The organism is Pseudomonas sp. UM16, assembly GCF_050312595.1.
Taxonomy (GTDB): Bacteria; Pseudomonadota; Gammaproteobacteria; order Pseudomonadales; family Pseudomonadaceae; genus Aquipseudomonas.
The window spans coordinates 250080-271950 of sequence record NZ_JBNPJT010000001.1 but is presented as its reverse complement, the minus strand read 5'-3'; the positions used below and the strand labels follow the sequence as shown (position 1 = coordinate 271950).

At 58.7% G+C, this 21871-nt stretch carries 22 protein-coding genes and 3 pseudogenes; 12 read left to right on the top strand and 13 right to left on the bottom strand.

All coding sequences use genetic code 11. From position 1 onward, the window contains the following. Nucleotides 1-6: 6 nt before the first annotated feature. Complete coding sequence (locus tag ACQRAX_RS01260; RefSeq protein WP_412037565.1) at nucleotides 7-1947, bottom strand: autotransporter outer membrane beta-barrel domain-containing protein; 1941 nt, start codon at nucleotides 1945-1947, stop codon at nucleotides 7-9. A 289-nt stretch (nucleotides 1948-2236) separates the two neighbouring features. Between ACQRAX_RS01260 and ACQRAX_RS01255 the strand changes: the two genes are divergently transcribed. Continuing rightward, nucleotides 2237-2848: an SCO family protein gene (locus ACQRAX_RS01255; RefSeq protein WP_412037566.1), complete on the top strand. Its 612-nt coding sequence runs from the start codon at nucleotides 2237-2239 to the stop codon at nucleotides 2846-2848. Next, entirely contained in the window at nucleotides 2848-3321 is a 474-nt protein-coding gene (locus tag ACQRAX_RS01250; protein WP_412037567.1) for a copper chaperone PCu(A)C, read from the top strand. Before ACQRAX_RS01255 ends, ACQRAX_RS01250 begins: the two co-directional genes overlap by 1 nt. Nucleotides 3322-3408: 87 nt before the next feature. On the opposite strand, the gene ACQRAX_RS01245 is transcribed toward ACQRAX_RS01250, so the two are convergent. Beyond that, the gene (locus ACQRAX_RS01245) at nucleotides 3409-3705 is read right to left on the bottom strand and encodes a hypothetical protein (RefSeq protein ID WP_412037568.1); all 297 of its coding nucleotides are present in this window, start codon (nucleotides 3703-3705) and stop codon (nucleotides 3409-3411) included. Between the two features lie 553 nt (nucleotides 3706-4258). Here ACQRAX_RS01245 and ACQRAX_RS01240 point away from each other — a divergent pair. The 5 genes and pseudogenes from ACQRAX_RS01240 to ACQRAX_RS01220 all read left to right on the top strand — a co-directional run. Further along, nucleotides 4259-4354: pseudogene (locus ACQRAX_RS01240) on the top strand (hypothetical protein); the annotation flags it as partial. 10 nt (nucleotides 4355-4364) lie between these two features. Continuing rightward, a complete protein-coding gene (locus ACQRAX_RS01235) occupies nucleotides 4365-4769 on the top strand; it encodes an enoyl-CoA hydratase-related protein (RefSeq protein ID WP_412037569.1) in 405 nt (134 codons plus the stop codon). A 44-nt stretch (nucleotides 4770-4813) separates the two neighbouring features. Further along, the gene (locus ACQRAX_RS01230) at nucleotides 4814-5797 is read left to right on the top strand and encodes an NAD(P)H-dependent flavin oxidoreductase (RefSeq protein WP_412037570.1); all 984 of its coding nucleotides are present in this window, start codon (nucleotides 4814-4816) and stop codon (nucleotides 5795-5797) included. A gap of 398 nt (nucleotides 5798-6195) precedes the next feature. After that, nucleotides 6196-6860: pseudogene (locus ACQRAX_RS01225) on the top strand (DUF1254 domain-containing protein); the annotation flags it as partial. 15 nt (nucleotides 6861-6875) lie between these two features. Then, nucleotides 6876-7676, top strand: a complete 801-nt coding sequence (locus ACQRAX_RS01220) for a DUF1214 domain-containing protein (protein ID WP_412037823.1) — start codon at nucleotides 6876-6878, stop codon at nucleotides 7674-7676. Nucleotides 7677-7750: 74 nt separating this feature from the next. Here ACQRAX_RS01220 and ACQRAX_RS01215 read toward each other — a convergent pair whose 3' ends face one another. The 3 genes from ACQRAX_RS01215 to ACQRAX_RS01205 form a co-directional block, all read right to left on the bottom strand. Continuing rightward, nucleotides 7751-8527, bottom strand: a complete 777-nt coding sequence (locus ACQRAX_RS01215; protein ID WP_412037571.1) for a phytanoyl-CoA dioxygenase family protein — start codon at nucleotides 8525-8527, stop codon at nucleotides 7751-7753. Nucleotides 8528-8664: 137 nt separating this feature from the next. Then, nucleotides 8665-9006 (bottom strand): DUF3077 domain-containing protein, encoded by a 342-nt coding sequence (locus ACQRAX_RS01210; RefSeq protein WP_412037572.1) that lies wholly within the window; start codon nucleotides 9004-9006, stop codon nucleotides 8665-8667. 382 nt (nucleotides 9007-9388) lie between these two features. Further along, on the bottom strand, nucleotides 9389-10120 hold the full coding sequence (locus ACQRAX_RS01205; protein ID WP_412037573.1) for a tellurite resistance TerB family protein: 732 nt from the start codon (nucleotides 10118-10120) through the stop codon (nucleotides 9389-9391). 170 nt (nucleotides 10121-10290) lie between these two features. Here ACQRAX_RS01205 and ACQRAX_RS01200 point away from each other — a divergent pair, with 170 nt between their 5' ends. Continuing rightward, nucleotides 10291-10884 carry a hypothetical protein gene (locus tag ACQRAX_RS01200; protein WP_412037574.1) on the top strand — a complete coding sequence of 198 codons (594 nt, stop codon included), beginning with the start codon at nucleotides 10291-10293 and terminating at the stop codon, nucleotides 10882-10884. 40 nt (nucleotides 10885-10924) lie between these two features. Here ACQRAX_RS01200 and ACQRAX_RS01195 read toward each other — a convergent pair whose 3' ends face one another. Further along, nucleotides 10925-11479 (bottom strand): YdeI/OmpD-associated family protein, encoded by a 555-nt coding sequence (locus ACQRAX_RS01195; protein ID WP_412037575.1) that lies wholly within the window; start codon nucleotides 11477-11479, stop codon nucleotides 10925-10927. 54 nt (nucleotides 11480-11533) lie between these two features. Here ACQRAX_RS01195 and ACQRAX_RS01190 point away from each other — a divergent pair, with 54 nt between their 5' ends. Next, on the top strand, nucleotides 11534-12559 hold the full coding sequence (locus tag ACQRAX_RS01190) for an MFS transporter (RefSeq protein WP_412037576.1): 1026 nt from the start codon (nucleotides 11534-11536) through the stop codon (nucleotides 12557-12559). A 10-nt stretch (nucleotides 12560-12569) separates the two neighbouring features. On the opposite strand, the pseudogene ACQRAX_RS01185 reads toward ACQRAX_RS01190, so the two are convergent. Both ACQRAX_RS01185 and ACQRAX_RS01180 read right to left on the bottom strand, forming a co-directional pair. Next, a pseudogene (locus ACQRAX_RS01185) lies at nucleotides 12570-12680 on the bottom strand (helix-turn-helix domain-containing protein); the annotation flags it as partial. A gap of 494 nt (nucleotides 12681-13174) precedes the next feature. After that, nucleotides 13175-14089: a LysR family transcriptional regulator gene (locus tag ACQRAX_RS01180; RefSeq protein WP_412037577.1), complete on the bottom strand. Its 915-nt coding sequence runs from the start codon at nucleotides 14087-14089 to the stop codon at nucleotides 13175-13177. Nucleotides 14090-14288: 199 nt separating this feature from the next. Here ACQRAX_RS01180 and ACQRAX_RS01175 point away from each other — a divergent pair, with 199 nt between their 5' ends. Next, on the top strand, nucleotides 14289-15311 hold the full coding sequence (locus ACQRAX_RS01175; RefSeq protein WP_412037578.1) for a zinc-dependent alcohol dehydrogenase family protein: 1023 nt from the start codon (nucleotides 14289-14291) through the stop codon (nucleotides 15309-15311). 76 nt (nucleotides 15312-15387) lie between these two features. Here the strand turns inward: ACQRAX_RS01175 and ACQRAX_RS01170 are convergent, their stop codons facing one another. Then, nucleotides 15388-16224 carry a bifunctional allantoicase/(S)-ureidoglycine aminohydrolase gene (locus ACQRAX_RS01170; protein ID WP_412037579.1) on the bottom strand — a complete coding sequence of 279 codons (837 nt, stop codon included), beginning with the start codon at nucleotides 16222-16224 and terminating at the stop codon, nucleotides 15388-15390. 182 nt (nucleotides 16225-16406) lie between these two features. After that, on the bottom strand, nucleotides 16407-17387 hold the full coding sequence (locus ACQRAX_RS01165) for an aliphatic sulfonate ABC transporter substrate-binding protein (protein ID WP_412037580.1): 981 nt from the start codon (nucleotides 17385-17387) through the stop codon (nucleotides 16407-16409). 182 nt (nucleotides 17388-17569) lie between these two features. Here ACQRAX_RS01165 and ACQRAX_RS01160 point away from each other — a divergent pair, with 182 nt between their 5' ends. Continuing rightward, nucleotides 17570-18031 (top strand): FAD/FMN-containing dehydrogenase, encoded by a 462-nt coding sequence (locus ACQRAX_RS01160; protein ID WP_412037581.1) that lies wholly within the window; start codon nucleotides 17570-17572, stop codon nucleotides 18029-18031. A gap of 47 nt (nucleotides 18032-18078) precedes the next feature. Here ACQRAX_RS01160 and ACQRAX_RS01155 read toward each other — a convergent pair whose 3' ends face one another. Next, on the bottom strand, nucleotides 18079-18546 hold the full coding sequence (locus ACQRAX_RS01155; RefSeq protein ID WP_412037582.1) for an Lrp/AsnC family transcriptional regulator: 468 nt from the start codon (nucleotides 18544-18546) through the stop codon (nucleotides 18079-18081). Between the two features lie 99 nt (nucleotides 18547-18645). Between ACQRAX_RS01155 and rarD the strand changes: the two genes are divergently transcribed. Beyond that, entirely contained in the window at nucleotides 18646-19578 is a 933-nt protein-coding gene (rarD, locus tag ACQRAX_RS01150) for an EamA family transporter RarD (RefSeq protein WP_412037583.1), read from the top strand. Here the strand turns inward: rarD and ACQRAX_RS01145 are convergent. Then, nucleotides 19542-20549, bottom strand: coding sequence for a GlxA family transcriptional regulator (locus tag ACQRAX_RS01145; RefSeq protein WP_412037584.1), 1008 nt, complete (start codon nucleotides 20547-20549; stop codon nucleotides 19542-19544). The genes rarD and ACQRAX_RS01145 overlap by 37 nt on opposite strands. A 169-nt stretch (nucleotides 20550-20718) precedes the next feature. Then, the gene (locus ACQRAX_RS01140; protein WP_412037585.1) at nucleotides 20719-21771 is read right to left on the bottom strand and encodes a DUF2235 domain-containing protein; all 1053 of its coding nucleotides are present in this window, start codon (nucleotides 21769-21771) and stop codon (nucleotides 20719-20721) included. Nucleotides 21772-21871: the final 100 nt, after the last annotated feature.

The following is a 21871-nucleotide window of genomic DNA, read 5'->3' as shown; positions in this document are numbered from 1 at the left end:
AGGCGCTCAGAACATCCACTGCAGACCAAGCGAATAGCCAGTCTGATCGCCCTCGCTGTGGGCAAAGCGGCTGTTCACTTCGGCAAATACGCCCAATTGCTCGGTCACCATCAACTGTCCACCCAGCTGTGCACGACCGAAATCCTTGTCGACACTGCCCATGTCGGCGACACGTATACGCCCATCGGCATTGCTGGTCAGGTCGATGTCCTCCAGGCGGCCATCGGCCAACTCACGCACCCAACGCACACTGGCATAGGGCTGCAGTGCCATGCCTGCGACGGAGAGGGTGCCGTGCAGGCGCCAGCCGAGGCTGGCTTCAAGGGCGTCGTAGTCCTGTTCCTGATAGTCCAGGGCGGTGCGCAAATCGTCGTCTTCACTGAAGTCGTCGATGCGATAGTGCATGTAATCCAGTCCGGCCACTGGGCCGGTCTTGAGCTCGCCCACACTGAAGTCATAGCCGCCGTCGAGCCGCGCGCCGGCGAACCAGGCGGAGGTGTCGCCGGACAAACGCTGGTCGAGCAACACAGGGCCGTTATTGGCCTGGATGTAGACGGCGCGCTTGCTGTCGAAGCGGGTATGGCCAGCGCTGATTTCGCCTCCGAGCCAGGTTGGGCCGCCATCGTTGAGCAAGGCGAACAGCCCGAGCTGCCAGGCATCGCCCTCAAGGCGTCCGCCATGTTCCAGGGAGTCGCGGCTGCGCTCGAAGCTCACGCTGGCGCCAAGGGTCAAGGCATCATTGAGCCGGTAGTCGCCCAAGGCATGGACACCCACACGCTTGGCGTCTGGATTGCCCGGTGCATCGAAGCCACTCTCGGGGGAGACCTCGCCTTCGACACCGACTTCACCGTCAAAACTGCCGGTTGGCCGGTTGCCAACCTGCAGAGCCAGCCAGCGCCGGTCATGCAGACGGGTCAGGGCCTGGTGCTGACGTTGCAGTTGGTCTTCCATCTGCCGCGCCATGGCCGCACCGGAGGCGTTGGAGGCGAGCAGGTCGGCGTTGGTCAGCTCCAGGACCAGGCGCGTGAGCAGCCGGGAGAAGTCGCGCAGGCGCTGGTCGATATGCGCCTGGCCGAAGGCGTCGGTCAGCACCTGTTGATTGTCCAGGCTCGGGTCGTGCCAGGTGGAGCCGCCGGGAATGGCCGAGTTGTCGGTTTGCTGGTAGCCGTCGAGGTCGCCCAATTCCCAGTTGGTCGCCTCGATGAACAGCACCGGGATGTTGAGGCCATTGAAACTTTCGCCATCGCTGCAACAGCCGGTACCGGCGGGGTAGTGGGGGTTCAGTCCGGGGTTGGTGAACAGCGGAATTTTCAGTTCCGAGGCAATGCGTAGCAACGTGTCGCGGTAGGCGCCGAGCGCTGGGTTGTCGACGCTATTGATCGCGGCATGGGCGTACATCTTGTCGCCGGTTATCAGGCTGTCGAGGTTGATCATGCCCATCAGGTTGGCGCGCTGGCGCTCATCAAGGCCGGCAACGTAGGCTTGCGAGCCGCGCAGGCCTTCTTCCTCGGCACCAAAGCCGACCACTTCCAGGCCGTTCTCCAGGGCAACGCCGCTGAGGTTGCGGGCGATCTCGGTCAACACCGCAGCCCCCGAGGCGTTGTCATCCAGACCTTGCAGGGTGGGGCGCCCGTAAAAGGTGTCGTAATGGGCACCGAGCACCACATAGGTGCTGTTGATGCCCGGTGCACTGGCAATGACATTCTGCGCGCTGCGGTTACCGGCCCAGGTGAAGTCCTGACGGCGGGTTTGGTAACCCTCGCTCAGGCGCGATTGCATCCAGTCGGTGGCACCGGCGAAGCTGGCCGTACCGCGATAGCGGCCGGGGTAATCGTTGATCAAACGGTCCAGGGTCGTGTCGGCGTACTCGCCATATTGGTAGGCGTTTGCGCCCGATGACAACACCACACATCCCAGACTTGCAGCGATGGCTAGCGGTTTGAACACGGCACGTTTCCTTATGTGTCGTTACGAAAAGCGCAGCTTATGCTGTGCAGCAGCGCACCAAGCAGGATGTGTACCGTTTTGTGCACCCTGGCTGAAATTGCCAGAGCTAAATTGTCGTGTTTAGATTCCTGTCACATTCTGCGACAACGGGCCGCACCCCGAAAATAAAGGGATACAGACGTACGGGGTGATTGAAGGTGGAACCTTGGCCGAGCCGCATGACAAAATGTCGCGCTTTCTCGACAGGCCTCGCATGCGAGGCGCAACACCTTCCCGAAAGGATGGTTACATGACTGATTTACTGACCCGGCGCCAGGTCATGGCCGGGATCAGCCTGCTGAGCCTTGGCGTTCTGGCAGGTTGCGACCCCCGCTCCGGTGGCGCGCTCGACTTCAAATACGGCAAGGACATGAGCAACAAGATCCTCGGCCGCTCGTTCAAACTCAAGGATACCCAAGGTAACGTCAGGACGTTGTCGAGCTTCTGGGGCTCAATGCCGATGGTGTTCTTCGGTTTTACCCAGTGCCCGGCCGTGTGCCCGACCACGCTGGCGCGCGCGGTACAGATCAAAAAACTGATGGGGCGCGATGCTGGCTTCTTGCAGGTGGTGTTCATCAGCCTCGATCCTGAGCGCGATACGCCAGAAGTGCTCGACGCTTATGTCAAAGCCTTCGACCCTTCGTTCGTGGCGCTGTCTGGCACCCTTGAAGAAACCGCCGCAGCGGCCAGGGAATTCGGTGTGTTCTTTGAGAAAGTGCCTGCTGGCGATACCTACACCATTTCGCACACGTCGACCAGTTACGTCTTCGACTCCCGCGGCCAACTGCGCCTGGGCTTGTCTCATTCGCTGAATGCAAAAGAGTGCGCAGAAGACCTGCTCACTGTCATGGAGGTGTGTTAATGCGCTGCAACCCTGTGAAACGTACCCTGGCCGCACTGGCCTTGATCGGTCTGGCTCTGCCGGCCATGGCGGAAACCACCGTGACAGACGCCTGGGTGCGCGCCACCGTGGCCCACCAGCAATCCACTGGTGCGTTCATGACCCTCACCGCCAGCAGCAACAGCAAGCTGCTGAGCGTGCAGTCGCCGGTGGCTGAGATCGTCCAGGTGCACCAGATGACCATGGACAACGACGTCATGGGCATGAAGCAGGTCGAAAGCGTTGACCTGCCTGCCGGCAAGGCGGTGAGTCTGGACCCTAACGGTTATCACGTGATGCTGATGAAGCTCAAACAGCAGGTCAAAGAAGGTGAGCAGGTGCCGCTGACCTTGGTGATCGAAGATGACAAGGGCCAGAAGCAGACCGTAGAGATCAAAGCGCCGGTACGTGCGTTGAATGCTGAAGCCATGCAAGGTCACGAACACATGCATTAATTGCCTGCTGGCAGGCGTATTAAAGGCTCTTCACCGATTGTTGGGGGAGAGCCTCAGCCTACCCCCAGGAACACCTTGAAAAACCGCTCATTTACAGTCGGCCAATACCACTTTGCAGGTGTTGGGCGTACCACCGGATCGACTGGCATAGCGCATGCAGTTGTGCAGGGATTTTTGCCGGGCAATCTGCAGGGTAGAGCCCCAGGCCAAGCCCCCTTCGCCGGCAGTGGGCAAGGCTTTGGCATGGCAGGCTGAACCTGCGTTTGCGGCCAGGTAGCGAGCCTTTTGCGGCTTGCTGGAACATCCCGCTGACACCGCCAGGCCGATGGCGAGCAGCGATGCAATGCCCCATGTCGAGTATCTGTACGTTGATTTTCCGCACATTGCAATTTACCCCTTCAAAACCAGCCGCCAGCTTCAGCGTAGTTGCTGACGCTTGAACGCGGCGCCCAATGTTGCCCCATTCGCTCGGGCTACACGAACTGTCATGAATGTTGAAGGATGATCAATCGTTTTACTGACGGCCGCATCGGTGGCCCTGAATCAACCTGCGAATGATTACTTCGCTGCCGTTTGAATGCGCCCCGTTTGTGGCCCCCAGCGGACGTTCAGCTGACCAATGTCAACCATGGCCAGCGCGCCCGATAGCTAGCCGTCTTTTGACTAATCAAGCCAGGCAGCGGGTTCAGTTCGTTCAGCCTGAGCAGGTTGTTCTGAAGATCGTCCAGGCCTGTGTGCTGTACAGCTCCCCAGTGTAGACATCCACGGTACCCTCCATGGTGGCTGGAGGTGAGCATCCCCTCCCTAATATGGGTAGCTCCCGCCACTAAATCATTCGCGATAGTTTGAGATGAGCTTTCAAACGTGACTCGAATAAGTCTACGAATCGCCAGGCCACAGCCGCCCACTACAGCAATTGAGAACACCTGCATGAGCTATCAGACCACCATCTATAGCTCGAGAAGGTTCCGTTGCACTCATCACACTGAACGAACCGGGGCGGTTCAACCCGCTCAGCATCGCTATGATTGACGAAGTGCGCGATGCGCTTACGACTGTGCGCAACGACCAATCCGTGCGTGCTTTGCTCTTGGGTGCTTCTTGGTTCCTTCAGGGTCGAGTCGGAACTGCCCGAACCTTGGCATTGTGTTTGGCGGGAGCGACTTTCTGCTGAAAAAGCCGAGCAGTGGGGATTGATACATGCGTGTGTGGAGGACGAAAGCCTGGCGGCTTCTGCCATGGAGATGGCACAGCAGCTAGCTCGCTTGCTGGCGCATGGTGTAATCGAAGCGCGGCAGATCTGCGAGGCGGCCAGCCGCAATGATCTGCGCTCACCGCTGGACTACGAGGTAGAACGTCAGGAAGTGCTTTTCGACCGGCCAACACTGGAGGAAGGCGTCAAGGCGTTCTTCGAAAAGCGCGATCCAGATTTTGCCGGGCGCGACTGAACAACCCACAACGCTGACTCCTCCGCCAACAGAAGACTCATTACATGACTCTCATGAAAACCCGTATCACTGAATTGCTGGGCATTCAGTACCCCATCATCGAAGGCGGCATGCAGTGGGTGGGCCGGGCGAAGTTGGCCGCAGCCGTCTCGAACGCCGGGGCCCTGGGTATGGTGACGGCCCGCACACAGCCCACACCGAACGACCTGCGCGATGAAATCGAGCGCACCCGCGAACTGACCTCGAAACCTTTTGGTGTAAACCTCACCTTGTCGCTGACCGCCACTGACGTGAACTACGACGGCTGGATCGATGCCATCATCCAGGGCGATATACGTATCGTCGAGACGGCCGGCAACAACCCAATGCCTGTCATTGCCAAGTTGAAAGCGCATGGAATCAAGGTCATACACAAATGCACGTCGGTACGGCACGCCCTGTCGGCACAGCGCTACGGTGCAGATGTCATTTCGATTGATGGTTTCGAAGCCGGCGGACATTGTGGCGAGGACGATGTACCTGCCCTGATCATGATTCCTGCCTTGGCCAAGGTGCTAAAGATTCCTTTCATTGCTTCTGGTGGTATCGCCAACGGGCGCAGCATGGCCGCCGCGCTCATCCTGGGCGCCGACGGTGTGAACATGGGAACGCGCTTCATGCTGACCCAGGAGTCAGCCATTCATGACGATATCAAAACTGCCTTGTTGGCAGCGACGGAGCACGATACCACGCTGATCAAGCGAACCCTCAAACGGACGGCGCGTTTTTTTACCAATCCCGTCGCACAGGAAATCGTCGCTTTGGAGCAGCGCCCATGTGGCGCGACTTACGACGACTTACAGCATCTGTTATCGGGCAGTCGCGGCGCAGAAGGCTTGGCGTCGGGTGATGTCACCGCCGGCCTTATCTGTGCCAGCCAGGTTATTGGATTGATCGATGACATTCCGACCTGCGCTGAATTGGTGAAACGCATGGTCGCAGAATGTCGGGAAGGACTGGAGCAGACATTGAATCGATTCGACCGATAATCGTGCCGATCAGATGCTTGGGCACACGAAGCTTGAAAGCACCGTCAGATACCTGGGAATCAAGGTCGATGATGCCCTGGAAATGGCGGAACAAACGGAAGTATGACCATCCCAAGTGACGGTCGATGTTGGACCGTCGCTATCCGACCCTCAAAATGGCCGAATTACGACCGACGGTCTTTTGTAATGCGCACAAATTTCCATTCGTGTGAGGCACTGAACGACAAGAGCTTCAAACTGCCGGATTTCGAACGGGTTGAGTGAGCAGTGCGCTGAAACGTACCTCAGTCGCGATCAGTAAATTTGCCAGTCGCACTTGGGGTATCCGGCCATTATTGCAACTCCATATGCCCATGTCCGTTTGACGAGCTGGAACCCTGTGCCTACGGTTCTTGCAGATGTTCAATCGTCAGACTCGCGCTTCAGACGGTTGGCTCAGTCGAAGTGCTCATGGAAGGATGCTCGTTATGATTTCACCACGTAATCTTTTGGCTTGTGTGCTGCCCTTGTGTGTGGCGCTAGGCAGCGCGATGCACGCACAAGCCAGCACGCCGGATTTACTGCTGACCACACCTGCAACACCTGATGCAGTAGCAAAAGGGATGCAGACTGATGGCTACAGCCTGGCGATCTCGGCTTACAACTGGGGTTATCCGCTGGTTCGCATGGAAAGAGTGGCACGTGAATACATCCGCGTTCCCTCACCCAAGCCTGACACCAGCTATCGCGCAGGTCTGAACCAGATCGGCTGGGCGACTTCGCTGGCGTCACCGTCCGCCAAGGACATGCCCACCGCCAACAATGACACCTACTACATGAGCGCGGTGCTGGATCTGACCGAGCCCTACGTGTTGACCGTGCCCGATACCCATGACCGTTATTACGTGGTCGATGTGTTCAACATGTGGCAGGAACTTGAACACTATGTGGGGCGGCGTACGACAGGTACCAAGGCCGGAAATATGTATTGGTGCCGCCGGGCTGGAAGGGCGAACTGCCAAAGGATGCGAAGCGTCTCGACGTCTCGACCAAAAAAATCTGGCTGTGGGGGCGCATTCACGTCAAGCAGGGTGAAGATGTGGCGCCGATCCTCGCTTTGCAGAAACAGTTCAGTGTGGTGCCGTTGAGCGGCAAAACCCACAAGGATGAAACGCTGCCTGCGTTGCCGCAGACCGGCGACGACCCTCTGGGTTTCTTCACCGAACTGGCTTCGGCGCTCAAGGACAACCCAGTCAAACCTGCCGACGCAGCCTTGTTTGCCCAGTTCGCCCGCATCGGCTTGACGGAAAAGGGCTTTTCACCCGACAAGCTCAATCCGGCCACGCGCAAAGGCCTTGAGGAAGGTTTGAAAGTTGCGCCCTACGTAGCGATTGCGTCGTTGGCCAGCACGTCGGAAGTGCGCAATGGCTGGAACTGGGTGACCGGTCTTGATAGCTTTGGCTTCAACTACCCGCTACGTGCCATGGTGGCTGGCCCCTATCTGGGCGGTCAGGGTGAACATGAAGCGATGTACCCACTGCGCTTCACCGACAGCAAAAACCAACCGCTCACGGGAGCCAATCAATACGAAATCAAACTGGCTTCGGCACCGCCAGTGAATGCCTTTTGGTCGCTGACCATGTATGACGCCAGCGACAAAATGTTGGTCGACAACGAGATCAGTCGCTACAAGGTCGGCCCTGATACGCAGGGGTTGAAAGTCGCGGCGGACGGTTCGATCACCATTCCCATTTCCCACAAAAAACCACAGGGAGAGAATGCCGTCAACTGGCTACCGGCACCCGAAGGCGGTTTCTACGTGATGTTACGCCTGTACCAACCTTCAGAGGATGTGCTCTCGGGCAAGTGGCAGCTACCACAGCTAAACAAGGTCAATTGAGCATCAGGACGTTTACGTTGAATCATTGGCCAATAGCATCGACGGAGCGTCCCCTATTGGCCGATAGCTGACGTTCAAGCATCCGCACTTCGTTGTGCTGCTTTCTCCCGGTAGAAGTCCAGAAGACCCTCGCGAGTCGACATCGACAAGGTTTCGCTCGCCTGGTAACTAAGAGGCGATCCACGCAACCCAAACTGGATAACGATAACGTCTCGTTCCTGCTCGCTCCGATTCGGACGGCTACCGTGCAGCGTTGCGCTATGCAGGGCCAGCCCGGCACCCGCTGGCACCTCAGGGCATATCGCGGTTTCGATATTCGTGCCGGTATGTAGGTGAGAGCCAGGTACTACCGCTGTACCGCCATTACTGGCGGACATGAGTTGTAGCGGGATCAGCAGCCGTATTGTGCGGCCGTCATGGCTGGCGAAGTAGCGATTGTCGGCGTCGCGGTGCCAGCCTACAGCGGGGCCAATTTCGCCGGGTTTACGGGTGAGGTTGCAGAAGTGGAAAACCACGTCATCAACGGCGCACTCGAGTAGCCTGGCGGCGCAGGTCCAGACCGATTGCAGAGAAAGTAGTCGCGCAAATCGAGGATCCAGCGCGATGAGATCGCCGATAATAAAGGGCTCGTTTTTCCACTGGCCGGGATCAACATCTGGATTGCGCTGGGGATGTTGATTACTAACGTCGCTGATGTTGACGCCAACAGACACTGCAGCCGTTTCACCGTCCCTATATCGGCTTACCACCTCACTGACAAGCGCACGGGCAAATGCCAGTTCTTTTTCGCATAGCAGTGCAGGTAACACCCCGTAGCCATAGGCGGCATACGTCACAGTCCTTGTGTTCAAACCAAACTCCGTCAGTCAAACAGTTGGTGTTTCAACTACGCGAGCCTATTACTGCGCAGACGGTAACGTCCATCGTTGTCTGCGTTTGGCATTCTACTGATGGGCCGCATCGGCGGCCCTGAATCAACCTGCGGTCATTACTTCACGGTAGTTTGATCTGCCTGCACCGTACGACGCAGCACCGCTGCTGTAGCCGTGCGCGCTTCCACTTCGTCCAGCAATGCCTCGATCAGCGCCAGGCTCATTTCCAGCGTGTGCTGTGAAGCCCAGAGCAAATTGCGTACCTCGGGCTCGACCAGTTCGCAGGCCTGGGCGTTGGCTTGGTAAGCGCTTTTGATGAGGATGGAGGCGTGGATCAGGGCGTCTTCAGAGGAGACACCGGCACGTACCGCGAACAGAGGTTCATGGCTGCCGTTGCAGGAGCCGAAGGTGGTGCTGGTTTGGGTGGTGAGGGGTGGGTCGGGGACTATTTTTGTCATTGTGTAGCTCCTTGATTGGTGGAGCCGCCACGTATCGCTACCAAACGAATGGGTGGTGGCTGTACGCAGGTTGGTAGACCGGGAATCAAGGAAACCGGCGCGCACGAATGCGCCCTACGCACAGCCGCCATAACACGAAACAGCGGGCACAAAAAAGCGCCAGCTAAATCGGATGGGACGCTTGTGCGCCTCGATTCTCACCCGGGCTACCAAACCCGGTCGCTGGATTTACAGCGACAGCGGGGAGGGTAGCGGGGTTGGAGGAGGGATTCAAGGGGCAAGGGTTGAAGCTGAATGAACCTGTCCTCACTAGAGGACAGAAAGGCCGTTTGCGGCCAGCAGCAACCCTCCAGTGCGTGTAGGCGCAGGCACCTCAGCCCGGTCAGGTGGTGCCCTTGGCCTGCTGTTCCAGGTGCACCTGCAAGGTCGGATCGATTTGCAGTGCGCTGGCCAGTTCGTCAAGGTAGGCCCGCTCTGCGTCCTGCTGATCATCCACCAGCATCATGCTGGCCAGGTACATTTCCGCGGCCATGGCCGGGTCCTGGGCCGACTGAGCCACCTCGACAGCATCGAGTGGCTTGCTGACTTCCTCATCCAGCCATTGCTGCAGTTGCGGGTCGCTGGTTTGACGTTTGATTTCAGCATAGATCAACTGTTCTTCTTGCTTGTCGATGCGACCGTCAGCCTTGGCTGCCGCAATCAGCGCGCGCAAGATTGCATGGCTGTGATCCTCGGCCTCGGGGCCGGACAATTGATCGACAGTACGCACTGCCTGTTGCGGGGCTGCCACCTGGCTACGCTGCCAGCTTTGATAGGCCTGGAACGCCATCATGCCCAACGACGCCAGGGCCGCGTAATGGGTGCCACCCGCGGAGCGCCCCTGGCTAGCGCCGCCAGCACTGCTGCTACCGCCACCACCACCACCCAACAGGCCGCCCAGTAAACCACCAAGGCCACCAAGGCCACCACTGCCACCCGTTGCACTGCCGCCGCCAAGCAGACCGCCGAGCAAGCCGCCCAGACCGTCTGGCGATGACATGCCGCCGCTCCCTTGTTGCGCTTGCGAGCCTTGCCCGGCCCGAAGTAATTGTTCGAGTAAATCACTGGTATTCATGGCTCCGCCCTCGGTCGGTAGTCGCTGCCCAGACAAGCAACGATAGCCCCCTCAAGGCGATTCGCCATGACCGTTTGGCCGACGGCAAAGCCGGGGCTTACCGAGCAGGCAGGTTTATGTGAGCATATCCACCCTGGCGGGCCCCCTGTCCCATGCCCCTGAGAGGCTGTATGTCGATTTTCAACAAAAGAACCCTGACGCTGAGCCTGGCCATCGTCAGCCTGTTGGGGCTGTCGAATCTGCATGCCGTCAGCAAACCCACCACCAAGCCGAAACCTGAAGTGACCGTCGCGGTGCTCGGCGGTAAGTTCAGCTTCAACCTGCCGGCAGGCTTCAACGCCAGCCCTCTGAGCGCCGATGAACAGAGCAGCGAAGGCGCCGACGCCGTGGGTACCCTGTATGCCAATGCGCAGGAAAAACGCGTGGTCATGGTGATCGAGAAACCGCTTCCCGAAGCTTCTCGCCCCGGCGACAACGACGATGCCTTCCTCGACGGCGCCGTCAGTGGCTTCGTCGAGCGCCAGAGCGCGGGGCTGCCGGACTTTCGACAAACCGGCGAATCGCGCCTTAACCGCAACGGTCTGGGTGTGCGACAAGTCGACAGTACGGCGACCTTGGGCGGCGGCAAAACGTTGAACAGCACCTTTATTGCAGGCTCCGGCGATCGCATGGCAGTCATCCAGGTCATTTCCCGCAGCGACGACGCCAGCGGTCATGCTGCACTGGTCAAGCGAATCGCTTCAAGTACCGGTCCCGATGAATGATTTGAACGCGTTGTTCGGCGTATTCAACGGAATTTTCCATTTATAAATTTTCTGCCTTGGGCGCACGGAAGGCCTTGCTGTAGCAGCCGGACGGGTCGAAACAGCAAACCTGCTTCTTGCCGGACGCAAGCATTTCGCAGGCATCACCAATACGTTTTGCGCGGGTCTTGAGTTGCTTGGCTGAAGTAATCCAGTGTATCCAGTCCACTCGTGCGAGGGTCGTCGTATTGTTCCAGACGTTACGCGCCTCAGGCGTCGCGGCCAGTGCCTGCTGAAAATCTGCTGGGATGTCAGGTTCGGGTTCCTTCTTCACAGGGGTTAGCTCTAGCGTGACGATATCGCCAACAGCCGCGCCTGCGGCTTCGAGTAACGCGCTACTTACCTGCAGCCAATGGCTCAGCTGACCATCCGGCTCAAGGGTTGCCTGGAAAGGGTGCCCATTGATTGTGCCTTCAACGGTCGTCCTTCCTCGTCTCGGAAGCTGTTCGCTCGCGTCTCGTGGCAGTACTACGAACGCCCACGACGTATCATTACCAGGCGTTGCCGGACGAAGCAGCGTTGCTTCGAATCGGGATTTCGCATCGATTGTTGTCATTGCAACGCCTCCAACGAATTCGCCAAACTCAGTTGTGGTAAGGATTCAGTGCAGATGGTCGACGCTAGCTATTCAAGGATATCCCATGCCACTTGCTGTCTACATCCTCGGGTTGACTTTATTCTCGCTGACGACATCCGAGTTCATGGTGGCCGGCATGATGCCGTCGCTGACCACGCCTTCGATACCTCAGTGGCGCAGATCGGCGACCTGATTGCTCTGTACGCCTTTTGCTTCGGGGCAGCTTTGGCCATCTGTGCCGACATGGTGGGCACCGAAATGCGCGGACGAACCGCGTCCATTGTCTTGGGCGGGTTGATGCTGGCAGCGGCACTCGGCGTACCCATGGCGACCTTGATCGACCAGCATATGGGCTGGCGTGCCAGTTTCTGGCTGGTGGTCATCCTTACTGTCCTTTGCGCGTTGGTAATCAACGTCAGCGTGCCGCGCTCGCAACCGTCCACCTCTGTCAGTCTCAGGGCGCAACTGCGTGAGTTCAGAAACGGGCATCTTTGGGCCGCGTACGCCACCAGCGCACTGATTATCGGTGCAACTTTCGCGGCGTTCAGTTATTTCACGCCGATTCTCACGCAGGTAGCTGGCTTTTCCACCGCATCCATCCCCTGGCTGCTGGGGAGCTACGGCGTTGCCAACATCGTGGGCAATGTCCTAGTGGGACGTTACGCGGACAAGTACACCTTTCCAGTCATGGCATGGGGGCTGTCATTACTGACCATTACATTGGTGGCTTTTGCGCTGTTTGCACACATCCCTGTTGTCAGCGTCGCGATGCTCCTGGTGGTTGGCCTGGTCGGCGTAACGATGAACCCCGCGATGGTTGCGCGCGTGATGAAGGCTGCCCAGCCTGGGCCGCTGGTCAACACTGTGCATACCTCCGTCATCAACGTCGGCTTGGGAATGGGAACCTGGCTCGGCGGCTTGGGGATCGGTGCGGGTTTTGGCTTGAGGTCGCCGCTATGGGGCGGCGTACTTCTCGCGGTGCTTGGGTTAATCAGCCTCATGCCTTATCTGGCGAACGTGATGCACTACTACCAAAGGAGTGAATCTTCCAACAAATAGTAATTTGAGGGTGGCGTCGAATGGTATTGCGCGAGCAGCCCATCTGCCGGGCGATGACCCGAATAGACAAACCCTGACGAATAAGAACACTGATTTCCACGTGTTGCTCCTGGGACAGCATGGGCAGCTCGCAAAAGCTGCATTTTGCCCAAGTGGGTCAGTTTTCAACCGGTAGGGTGGGTCAGTTTTGCATCGGTACTGACACTTACTGGGCGAAGATCTTGGTCCTCCTTTTCGGGCGGAGCGTGATCAGATCTGCGAGTCGCATGGCTTCTGGTTCGAGAACAAAGATGGTTGCTCTTACTATTTCTTTCCCACGACCACTGCGGTTGGCGTTCCTGGACGGGGTTGTCAGGATTTCAGAGGCGCCAGAACATCGCTTCAAGTCTACAAACTGAGGTGGTCGGGTAGCGCTCGACGGTGGCTTGGGAGCTGCAGCGTGTGACTTTTTCGAGAAGGGGGCTGCTGGACCTCAGGCTGGGGGCATCCTTTTCAAACCATCTAAAGCATGCCCTCAAATATGCCCCCGGGTGTCGCAGTCCTCTGGAAGTGGATGGATCTCCATGGACTATGAGAAGGCAGAAATGATCAGATTATCAGCCCGCTCGACAACGACTATAGACTCTCAGGATCGCCAAAAAACATCTGAATCCTCGAACGCAACCAGCGCTCGCCCGGATCATTGTCCTGAGACCCGCGCCAAGCCATGTGCAATTCAAAACTGCGCACCTCAAGCGGCGGATCTTCGGCACGCAAACCACCGGCAGCCGTCAGCGCCTCAGCGGTGTAGTCGGGCACGGTGGCGAGGATGTCGGTACCGCTGAGCAAACTCCCCAGGCCGTTGAACTGCGGCACCGCGAGGACCACATGGCGCTTGCGCCCGAGCTTTTCCAGGATCTCGTCCATAAAGCCGCCCAGGTCGCCAGCAAACGACACCAGCGCATGGGGGCGGGCGCAGAAGTCGTCGAGGCTGAGGCTGCCCGGCATGCTGTCGGCACGCAGCACCTTGGGTTTGCTACGGCGCAGCACTTTGCGTTTAGCGTTGGCCGGCAGGTCGTTGGTCCAGCTGACTCCGACCGAGATCTCGCCGCTGGCCAGCAAGGCCGGCATCAACAGGTAGTTGACCCGACGCACCACCAACACGATGCCGGGCGCTTCGGCGCGTACGCGTTTGAGCAATTGCGGGAGCAGGGCGAATTCGGCGTCGTCCGACAGGCCGATACGAAACACGGCGGTACTGGTGGCCGGGTCGAAGTCGGCGGCGCGGCTGACAGCGGTGGAGATCGAGTCCAGGGCTGGCGACAGCAGGGCGAAGATTTCAATCGCTCGCGCCGACGGTTCCATGCTGCGTCCGGTCCGCACGAACAGGGGGTCATCGAACAAGGTGCGCAAGCGCGACAGCGCAGCGCTGATGGCCGGCTGGCCGAGGAACAGCTTTTCGGCAGCGCGGGTTACGCTACGCTCGTGCATCAGGGTCTCGAAGACGATCAGCAGGTTCAGGTCGACACGGCGCAAGTCGTTACGGTTCATCGGCTCGGCTTCACTGGACGGTTGGGGCAGGGGTGAATCTTACGGGTAAAGGCTGTTACCCTGCACCGCATAATTTGATGCGGGTGGCATTACCATCAATCAATGACAGGCATGTTGACTATTAATGGCCACTGATGGTCTAACGCTAAAAGCCCGGATAGAGTTCAGGGTATTAGAGGTTCACTAGGCGAGGTTTGCGATGTCCCGCATGATCCGATTGCATAAATTTGGCCCGGCCGAGGTGCTCAAGATCGAAGAGCAGGCCGCGCCGCAGCCAGCCGCCGGTGAGGTGCAGATTCGCGTTGAGGCGATCGGTATCAGTTGGTACGACGTGCTCTGGCGGCAGAACCTGGCGCCGTCCCAGGCGCGTCTGCCGGCAGGCATCGGACACGAGATGGCGGGAGTGGTGATGGCGGTGGGCGAAGGGGTCGATGACCTCGCCGTCGGCGATAAGGTCGCCAGCTTTCCGGCCAGCAGCGCCAATGAGCACCCGGTCTACGGTGAAGTGATTGTGCTGCCGCGCGCCGCGCTTACCCGCTACCCGGAAATTCTCTCGCCGGTCGAAGCCAGCGTCCATTACACACCGCTGCTGATGGCCTATTTTGCCTATGTTGACCTGGCGCGGGCCAAAGCCGGGCAAACGGCGTTGGTCACCGATGCCAGCCATTGTGCAGGCCCGGCCTTTGTGCAAATGGGCAAGGCCTTGGGGTTGAAGGTGTTTGCTGCCACCAAGGACGCCGCAGAGCGCGACAACCTGATCAAGCTCGGTGCCGACAAGGTGATTGTCACCGAAGAACAAGACCTGCTCATGCAGATCAACAAATACACCGACAACCGTGGCGTCGACATGGTGCTCGATGGTTTGGGCGGTCCGCAGATGTCGTTGCTCGGCGATGTTCTGGCGCCGCGTGGCAGCCTGGTGCTGTATGGCTTGCAAGGCGGTAACCAAACGCCGTTTCCGGCTTGTGCGGCGTTCCAGAAGAACATTCAGTTCTTCGTGCATTGCATCGGCAATTTCACCGGTAAGCCGGAGCTGGGTATCAGCCAGGACCAGGTGGCCTTGCACCGAGCGTTGCGCGATATCAACCAGTTCACCGCTGACAAGCTGCTGACCCCGCAGATCATCAAGGTCTATCCCTTCGAGCGCGTGGTCGAAGCCCATCGCTACATGGATGAATGCCCATGCGGCGGGCGTTTGGTGCTGGAGATAGGTACGGCCTGAGTGATCACCCGCAAAACCTGCGCACACTAAAAAGCCCGCCAGTAATGGCGGGCTTTTTAGTGCATGGAGCCTGGGCTTAACGCTGTGGGTTCAGCACCAGATTCATATGGCGGTTTACATCTTTGTACAGCAGGTAGCGGAACGGGCCAGGGCCGCCGGAATAGCAGGCTTGCGGGCAGAAAGCGCGCAGCCACATGAAGTCACCGGCTTCAACCTCAACCCAGTCCTGGTTCAGGCGATATACCGCTTTACCTTCCAGCACGTACAGGCCGTGCTCCATTACGTGGGTTTCAGCAAACGGAATCACGCCGCCTGGCTGGAAGGTGACGATGTTGACGTGCATGTCGTGGCGCATGTCGGCCATGTCGACGAAGCGGGTGGTCACCCAGGCGCCGTCGGTGCCAGGCATCGGGATCGGCTCGATGTCCTTCTCGTTGGTAACGAAAGCTTCCGGCAGGGCCAGGCCTTCAACGACCTGGTAGTGCTTGCGGATCCAGTGGAAGGTGACGTTCTTGGCGCTGGTGTTACGCAGGCTCCAGTCAGCTGCTGGCGGAATGAAGGCATAGCCGCCTTCTTTGAGGGTGTACGGCTTGCCCTGCAGGGTGATGTCAACTTCGCCTTCAACCACGAACAGTACCGCTTCAGCGTTCTTGTCCAGCTCAGGACGCTCGCTGCCGCCTTCCGGGGCCAGCTCGACGATGTACTGCGAGAAGGTTTCCGAGAAACCGGTCAGCGGACGGGCGATGACCCACATGCGCATCTTGTCCCAGAACGGCAGGTGGCTGGTGACGATGTCACGCATCACGCCCTTGGGGATTACGGCATAGGCTTCGGTAAACATGGCACGGTCTGTCAGCAGCTCGGTCTGAGCCGGGTGCCCACCGTGAGGGGCGTAGTAAGAAGATTTCGACATGGACAGTCTCGACTTGTTGTTGTGTCCCCGTGCCTGGCAGCGCCGGCCGGCGCTGCATGGGGATGCATTGACACGATATAGACAAGGTCGTGCTATCCACAAATTAAATGTTGAAATACCCGGTATTTAATTATTGAATGCCGAGCCCGTTATGCCTTGGCTCGGCATTCGCCGCCAAAGGGTCAGGGAAGGACCGACACCGGGTACACCGCATCCGCCACCTGCAGCGGCTTGGGAATCAGGCCCAGGCCCTGAAAGGTGTCGGCCAGTTTTTGTTGCTCGGCAGTGATACTGCTGTCGATCGCAACGGCATTGTAGTTGCGCCGTTCGCTGGCCACTTGTAACACATCGGCGCTAATCCCCAGCTGTGGCGCCAATAGCGCGGCGACCTCATCGGGCTTGTGATTGGCCCAGTCGCTGACCTTGGCCAGTTCTCTGAAGAAGGTCTTGAGCAGCGCCTGGTTGTGGTCGGCAAAGCTGGCCGATGATAGGTAGAAGGTGCGGTTGTTGGACAGACCGCTGCCGTCGCGCAGGTTTTTCAGGCCGGGTTGCTGTTCCGCTGCTGCGAGGAACGGGTCCCACAGGGTCACGGCCTGCACACTGCCAGACTGCAACGCAGCCACCGCGTCGGCGGCGTTGTTGACGTAGGCCGGGGTGATGTCTTTGTAGCTCAGGCCGGCATCCTGCAACGCCACGGCCAGCAGGTACTGGGCATTCCAGCCGCGACCGGTGGCCACGCGCAGGCCTTTGAGTGCCTGGACGTTGGCGATCTGGTCCTGCTCACGCACGACCAGGCCAATACCGCGCGGGTAAGGTTGTTCGGCGGCAAGGTACACTACCGGCTTGCCCGCCGCCTGGGCGAACACTGCCGGTGCATCGGCGGCATGCCCTAAGTCGATGGCGCCAGTACTCAGTGCTTCAAGCAGTTGCGGGCCCGCAGCGAACTCATACCAGCTGACCGTCACGCCTTGTGGCGCCAGGGCTTTTTCCAGAGCGCCGCTGCCTTTGAGGATGTTGATGCTGTTGAATTTCTGGTAACCAATACGCAAGGTCTTGGCCGGATCGGCCGCGGCGCTATGGCCAGGTATCAGCAGCGCGGCGAAGGCGGCGAGCAGGCCGCCGGTGAGTAGTCGGCGCAGGGGAGAGTGGGGCTGTTGTGACATGGGCGGACTCCAGCAATTCAAAGGCAAGTGGTGTCCGGAAATATAAGAAGCCCGGCGTAGCGCTTCAATTTGTTTATTCCGTTTTGTTAGATTGATTTGTTATTTTTATATCCTTTTGTTTGTTTTGTGTTGCGTCTTCAGCGTCAATACTGCACGCCACCTATCACGCACCGAGGTCATCTGTGAAATACGCAATAGCCCTGTTACTGAGTTTGTCCGCACTGCTGGCCCAAGCCGTGGAAGTCGGCGAGCACCTGGCGCCGTGGACCCTGCTTGACCAACATGATCAGGCCTATAGCCTCAACGACCAGGCCCGCACCTTGCTGGTGGCGCGCAACATGGACGGCGCCAAGCTGGTCAAGGCGGCGCTGGCCGATCGTCCCAAGGGCTACCTCGAAGCGCGCAACGCGGTGTTCGTTGCCGATATCCAGCGTATGCCTGCGCTGATCAGCAAGTTGTTTGCGATTCCGGCGATGCGTGATTACAGCTACCGAATCATGCTCGACCGCGACGGCAAGGTGGTCGCGCAGTATCCGGGAGCTGAGGATAAGGTGCTGTGGCTGCAGCTGGAGCAGGGCCGTGTGGTAGTGCAGAAAGAGTACGCCAGTGCCGATGAGCTGCGGGAGGCCTTGGCGGGGTTGTAGCAACATGACGGCAGCGGTCACTCACGTGTGGCCGCAATGTGCACCAGTTATTGACCGAGCGACAGCTGCAAGGTCGACTTCACCCGTTCCAGCACGACAATGGTGCGAAACCACTTCACATTCGGGTTGTCGTGGAACAGCCGATGGGTCAGCGCCTGAAACTCACTCATGCTCGCCACCGTCAGCACCAACATGAAATCGGCATCGCCGGTGACGTAGTAACACTGTTGGATCTCGGGCCCGGAGAAGGCCTGTTTCATCAGTTCAAGGTCTGCTGACTGGGTGCGGTCGGCGTGCACCTCGACCATCAAGGTGATCACCTGGCCGACCTTTTCCGGGTCAACAACGGCCACGTTTGCCTGAATGACTCCGACTGACTTCAGCCGCTGGATGCGCCGCTGCACCGAGGCCGCAGACAAATGCACCTGCTCGGCCAGTTCCCGCAAAGGCTGGCTGTTGTCTTGCTGTAAGGCGTTGAGCAGGGCGAGGTCGAAATCATCCAGCGCAGGGTTCATGTGCAAAATTTTCTCATCATCAGGGTGAAAAACGAGGGCACTTATCGGTCGCTACGCAATAAATTATCACTTACTGAACATGCCCGTGAAGGACTCTCGATGCGCTCCTCAACCGTCAACGCCCCTCTCGGCGTACTGCTCAATGTCCTGGCGTCGGTGTTGTTTGCCGTGATGTATGCCTACACCCATCTGCTTGAACCGCTGCGCGGTGAAGAAATCTACGGTTGGCGTATTTTGCTGACCGTGCCCTGCCTGACCCTGATGGTCCTCGCCAGCGGCCACTGGCACGAAGTGCGGCGACTGTTTGTGCGGCTGTTGAAAGAGCGCTGGTTCTGGGCGGTACGGTTGCTGTCGGCAGCGTTGCTCGGCGTGCAGTTATGGCTATTTATGTGGGCACCGATCAACGGCTATGGCCTGGATGTGTCGCTCGGCTATTTCCTCATGCCGTTGACCATGGTGGTGTTTGGCCGCTTGGCCTTCAACGACAACATCAGTCGCCTGCAACTGCTGGCCTGTGCGCTGGCGGCGCTGGGCATCATCAACCAGATCGCCATTGCCCAGGCCATCACCTGGCCGGTGCTGGTGGTCGGCTTGGGCTACCCGCTGTACTTCTGGCTGCGCCGGGTCAGTGAGAGCAACAACATGGGCGGGCTTTGGTTTGACATGAGCTTGAGCCTGCCGGTGAGCCTGTACTTTGTGCTCAAGGGTGGCGTCGTGCTGGGCGTTGTCGCCAGTGACTCGAACTTGCTGTGGCTGGTTGCCGGGCTGGGGGCGATCAGTGCATCGGCCCTGGCCTTGCAAGCGCTATCAGGGCCGCGCCTGAACCTGACCTTGTTCGGCCTGCTGATCTATGTCGAACCGATCCTGTTGGTGCTGGTTGCGATCCTGTTGGGGGAGACCATCGCCGCAGTGCAATGGCCTACCTATATTGCCATCTGGCTGGCAGTGCTGGTGTTGGTGGTGGAGGGCGGCCGGAGCCTGAACAGCAGTCGCGCTTATTCGCCCAGCCGCTGCTCGCGTGAAGGCGGGTAACCGAAATAGGCGCTGTAGCATTTGCTGAAGTGCGAGACCGAGACAAAGCCACAGGCAATCGCCACGTCCATCAGCGGCAGGTCGGAGTACTGCAGCAGGCGTCGGCTCTTGGTGATGCGCAGCTCCATGTAAAAGCGGCTGGGGGAGGTACCCAGTTGAGCCTGGAATAAGCGGTCGATCTGGCGTCGCGAGCGACCGCTGTAGGTCGCCAGTTGATCCAGGCTCAGGGTTTCTTCCAGGTTGTTTTCCATCAGTTCGACGATGGTCCGCAGCGGTGCGCTCATGGATTTTTTCGAGCTGCTGTCGACCCGGCGAAAGCGTGCGCCGGAGAACGCCAGGATCTCCTCGACCCCCGCCGCCAGCGCTTCGCCCTGGTGCAGCTTCAGTAGCGCCAGCATCATTTCCAGTGCACCATTGGGGCTGGCTGCGGTCAAACGGTCGCGATCGACAACATAGCTTGCCGGGCTGATCGTGCTTTGCCCGCTGCGCTCGGCCAGGCTTGCCCGCTGCTCCGGGTGAATGGTGCAACTGTAATCGGCAAGCACCCCGGCGCGGCCGAGAAAGTACGCTCCGTTCCACAACCCGCTGAGGGCCAGGCCATGGCTGGCAGCCTCGGCCAACAGACGGTCCAGCTCCGGATACTTAAGCGGCGTGCGCAGGCCGCCGCACACCACCAGCATGTCGAAATGATCCAGGGCATTTCGCTCCAGGCCTACGGCAAAAATCTCCAATCCCAGGTCACTCATTACCCGCTCGCCGGCCAGTGACAGAGGCGTGATGTCGAACAGGTTGTTCTGCAGCAGGTTGGCAGTCACCAGCACGTCCATCGCCACGGTGAAGCTGGCCATGGAGAAGTTCTCCAGCAGCACAAAACCGACCCTGTAGGCAGGAGTGGAAGCCGTTTGCGGATGTTTTAAGTTCAGCATGTTGGTCGTGCTGGATTTACGGCTGAACTGACGTGGGGTGGGCAATGTGTGCTCCGCAGGGCAAGGTGGTTTACCCGTCGAGTTTACCCAGAAGTTAATCGCCAGTGGTGATCGCCTGGCGCTGACACAGCGGCCACATGTGCGGTAGCCGCTGCCGAGGCACGAGGTTGCGATCGACTGCACAGCAGTCGCCAGGCATCGTTGAAGCTGACACCTAGTACATGCGCACCATCGGACGAAAATCACCGTTGAGGAAGGGCCCGACCTTGTTGGCAGGACGATAGTCCGGGTCTGCTTCCAGCCGTTGTTTGACGGTGGACGCGATTTTCTCCTGGCCATTCTCGGTGGCGCCGATGGTGCGATAGTACGGTTGAACGAGTTTGCTGTAGGAACCGCCCAAAAATTCCTTGTAGGAGTTTTTCAATGGGAGCAAGGGGGAGGGCGCTTTCGGCACTTTCTGCGTGTCGAGTTTCAATCCGCAAGCGGTCGCTTTTTCCATCATCCAGATCAGTGCCAGGTCTGAAAGGCGGTCTTGACGATAGCCACCGCCTATATTGGCATGTGCCCCCGAGAACCATACTTGCTCGATGGTCTGAGTGGGTTTGTGTTTCGGTGCCCACATCGTACACGCGTAGTTTTCTCGCCATTCGTCAACGGCAAGGGCCTGAAAGGCGTTTTTGACAATGCCGCTCAGTTCAGTGTCGTGGAACTCATAGTAGGACTTGTTGAACCAACTGAAAGATTCCAGGGGAATGCCCAGGGCACCGACGGTATCCCACACACCAAGAAAGTGAATATCAATGGTTCTGGCGTAAGTGGCTCTAAAGAGTTTGGCCGCTTCGGTATCCGCTGATTTGTCGCGGTTGCGGTACAGTGAATAGGCCTCGTTGATGCGCGATTTGTGTTTTGCCAGCAGCAGCCCGGAGTTTCTGATCAGGCCAACAAGGCTGCGCGCGGTGTAGGCGCCGCGGCTAAAGCCCAGCAGGTAAACCTGGTCACCGGCTTCGTAGCGTTCAATCAACTCCTTGTAACCCTGCTTGATGTTGTCGCTTAGGCCAACACCAAAAATTCCGCCTTTGAGCTTGTCAAACCACTGCGTGCCGACACCTTCGTCATACCATTTGTGCTGAACGGTTCCGTCTTTGCTCTGGGCCGCGATGCTCTGATACAGGCGCCAGACATTGGTGCTTTCGCCTTCTTCGATGTCTGAGCCGGTATCAGGGGTATTCCAGGTGCCGTCAAAGCACAGGATTATTTTTTTGCTCATTGGAGTGCTCCCTTCTTATTGGTGCGTGGCATCTGCGCAGCAATGAGTATATGTAGGAGCTGATATCATCGCTGGCAATGCCGGCGACAAACACAGTTGT

What these genes read in the sequence shown, in the direction of transcription:
- ACQRAX_RS01255 (WP_412037566.1), top strand. Translation starts at nt 2,237, where the DNA reads ATGACTGATTTACTGACCCGGCGCCAGGTCATGGCCGGGATCAGCCTG.
- ACQRAX_RS01250 (WP_412037567.1), top strand. Translation starts at nt 2,848, where the DNA reads ATGCGCTGCAACCCTGTGAAACGTACCCTGGCCGCACTGGCCTTGATC.
- ACQRAX_RS01245 (WP_412037568.1), bottom strand. Translation starts at nt 3,705, where the DNA reads ATGTGCGGAAAATCAACGTACAGATACTCGACATGGGGCATTGCATCG.
- ACQRAX_RS01235 (WP_412037569.1), top strand. Translation starts at nt 4,365, where the DNA reads ATGCGCTTACGACTGTGCGCAACGACCAATCCGTGCGTGCTTTGCTCT.
- ACQRAX_RS01230 (WP_412037570.1), top strand. Translation starts at nt 4,814, where the DNA reads ATGACTCTCATGAAAACCCGTATCACTGAATTGCTGGGCATTCAGTAC.
- ACQRAX_RS01210 (WP_412037572.1), bottom strand. Translation starts at nt 9,006, where the DNA reads ATGACAAAAATAGTCCCCGACCCACCCCTCACCACCCAAACCAGCACC.
- ACQRAX_RS01205 (WP_412037573.1), bottom strand. Translation starts at nt 10,120, where the DNA reads ATGAATACCAGTGATTTACTCGAACAATTACTTCGGGCCGGGCAAGGC.
- ACQRAX_RS01200 (WP_412037574.1), top strand. Translation starts at nt 10,291, where the DNA reads ATGTCGATTTTCAACAAAAGAACCCTGACGCTGAGCCTGGCCATCGTC.
- ACQRAX_RS01195 (WP_412037575.1), bottom strand. Translation starts at nt 11,479, where the DNA reads ATGACAACAATCGATGCGAAATCCCGATTCGAAGCAACGCTGCTTCGT.
- ACQRAX_RS01190 (WP_412037576.1), top strand. Translation starts at nt 11,534, where the DNA reads ATGGTCGACGCTAGCTATTCAAGGATATCCCATGCCACTTGCTGTCTA.
- ACQRAX_RS01180 (WP_412037577.1), bottom strand. Translation starts at nt 14,089, where the DNA reads ATGAACCGTAACGACTTGCGCCGTGTCGACCTGAACCTGCTGATCGTC.
- ACQRAX_RS01175 (WP_412037578.1), top strand. Translation starts at nt 14,289, where the DNA reads ATGTCCCGCATGATCCGATTGCATAAATTTGGCCCGGCCGAGGTGCTC.
- ACQRAX_RS01170 (WP_412037579.1), bottom strand. Translation starts at nt 16,224, where the DNA reads ATGTCGAAATCTTCTTACTACGCCCCTCACGGTGGGCACCCGGCTCAG.
- ACQRAX_RS01165 (WP_412037580.1), bottom strand. Translation starts at nt 17,387, where the DNA reads ATGTCACAACAGCCCCACTCTCCCCTGCGCCGACTACTCACCGGCGGC.
- ACQRAX_RS01155 (WP_412037582.1), bottom strand. Translation starts at nt 18,546, where the DNA reads ATGAACCCTGCGCTGGATGATTTCGACCTCGCCCTGCTCAACGCCTTA.
- rarD (WP_412037583.1), top strand. Translation starts at nt 18,646, where the DNA reads ATGCGCTCCTCAACCGTCAACGCCCCTCTCGGCGTACTGCTCAATGTC.
- ACQRAX_RS01140 (WP_412037585.1), bottom strand. Translation starts at nt 21,771, where the DNA reads ATGAGCAAAAAAATAATCCTGTGCTTTGACGGCACCTGGAATACCCCT.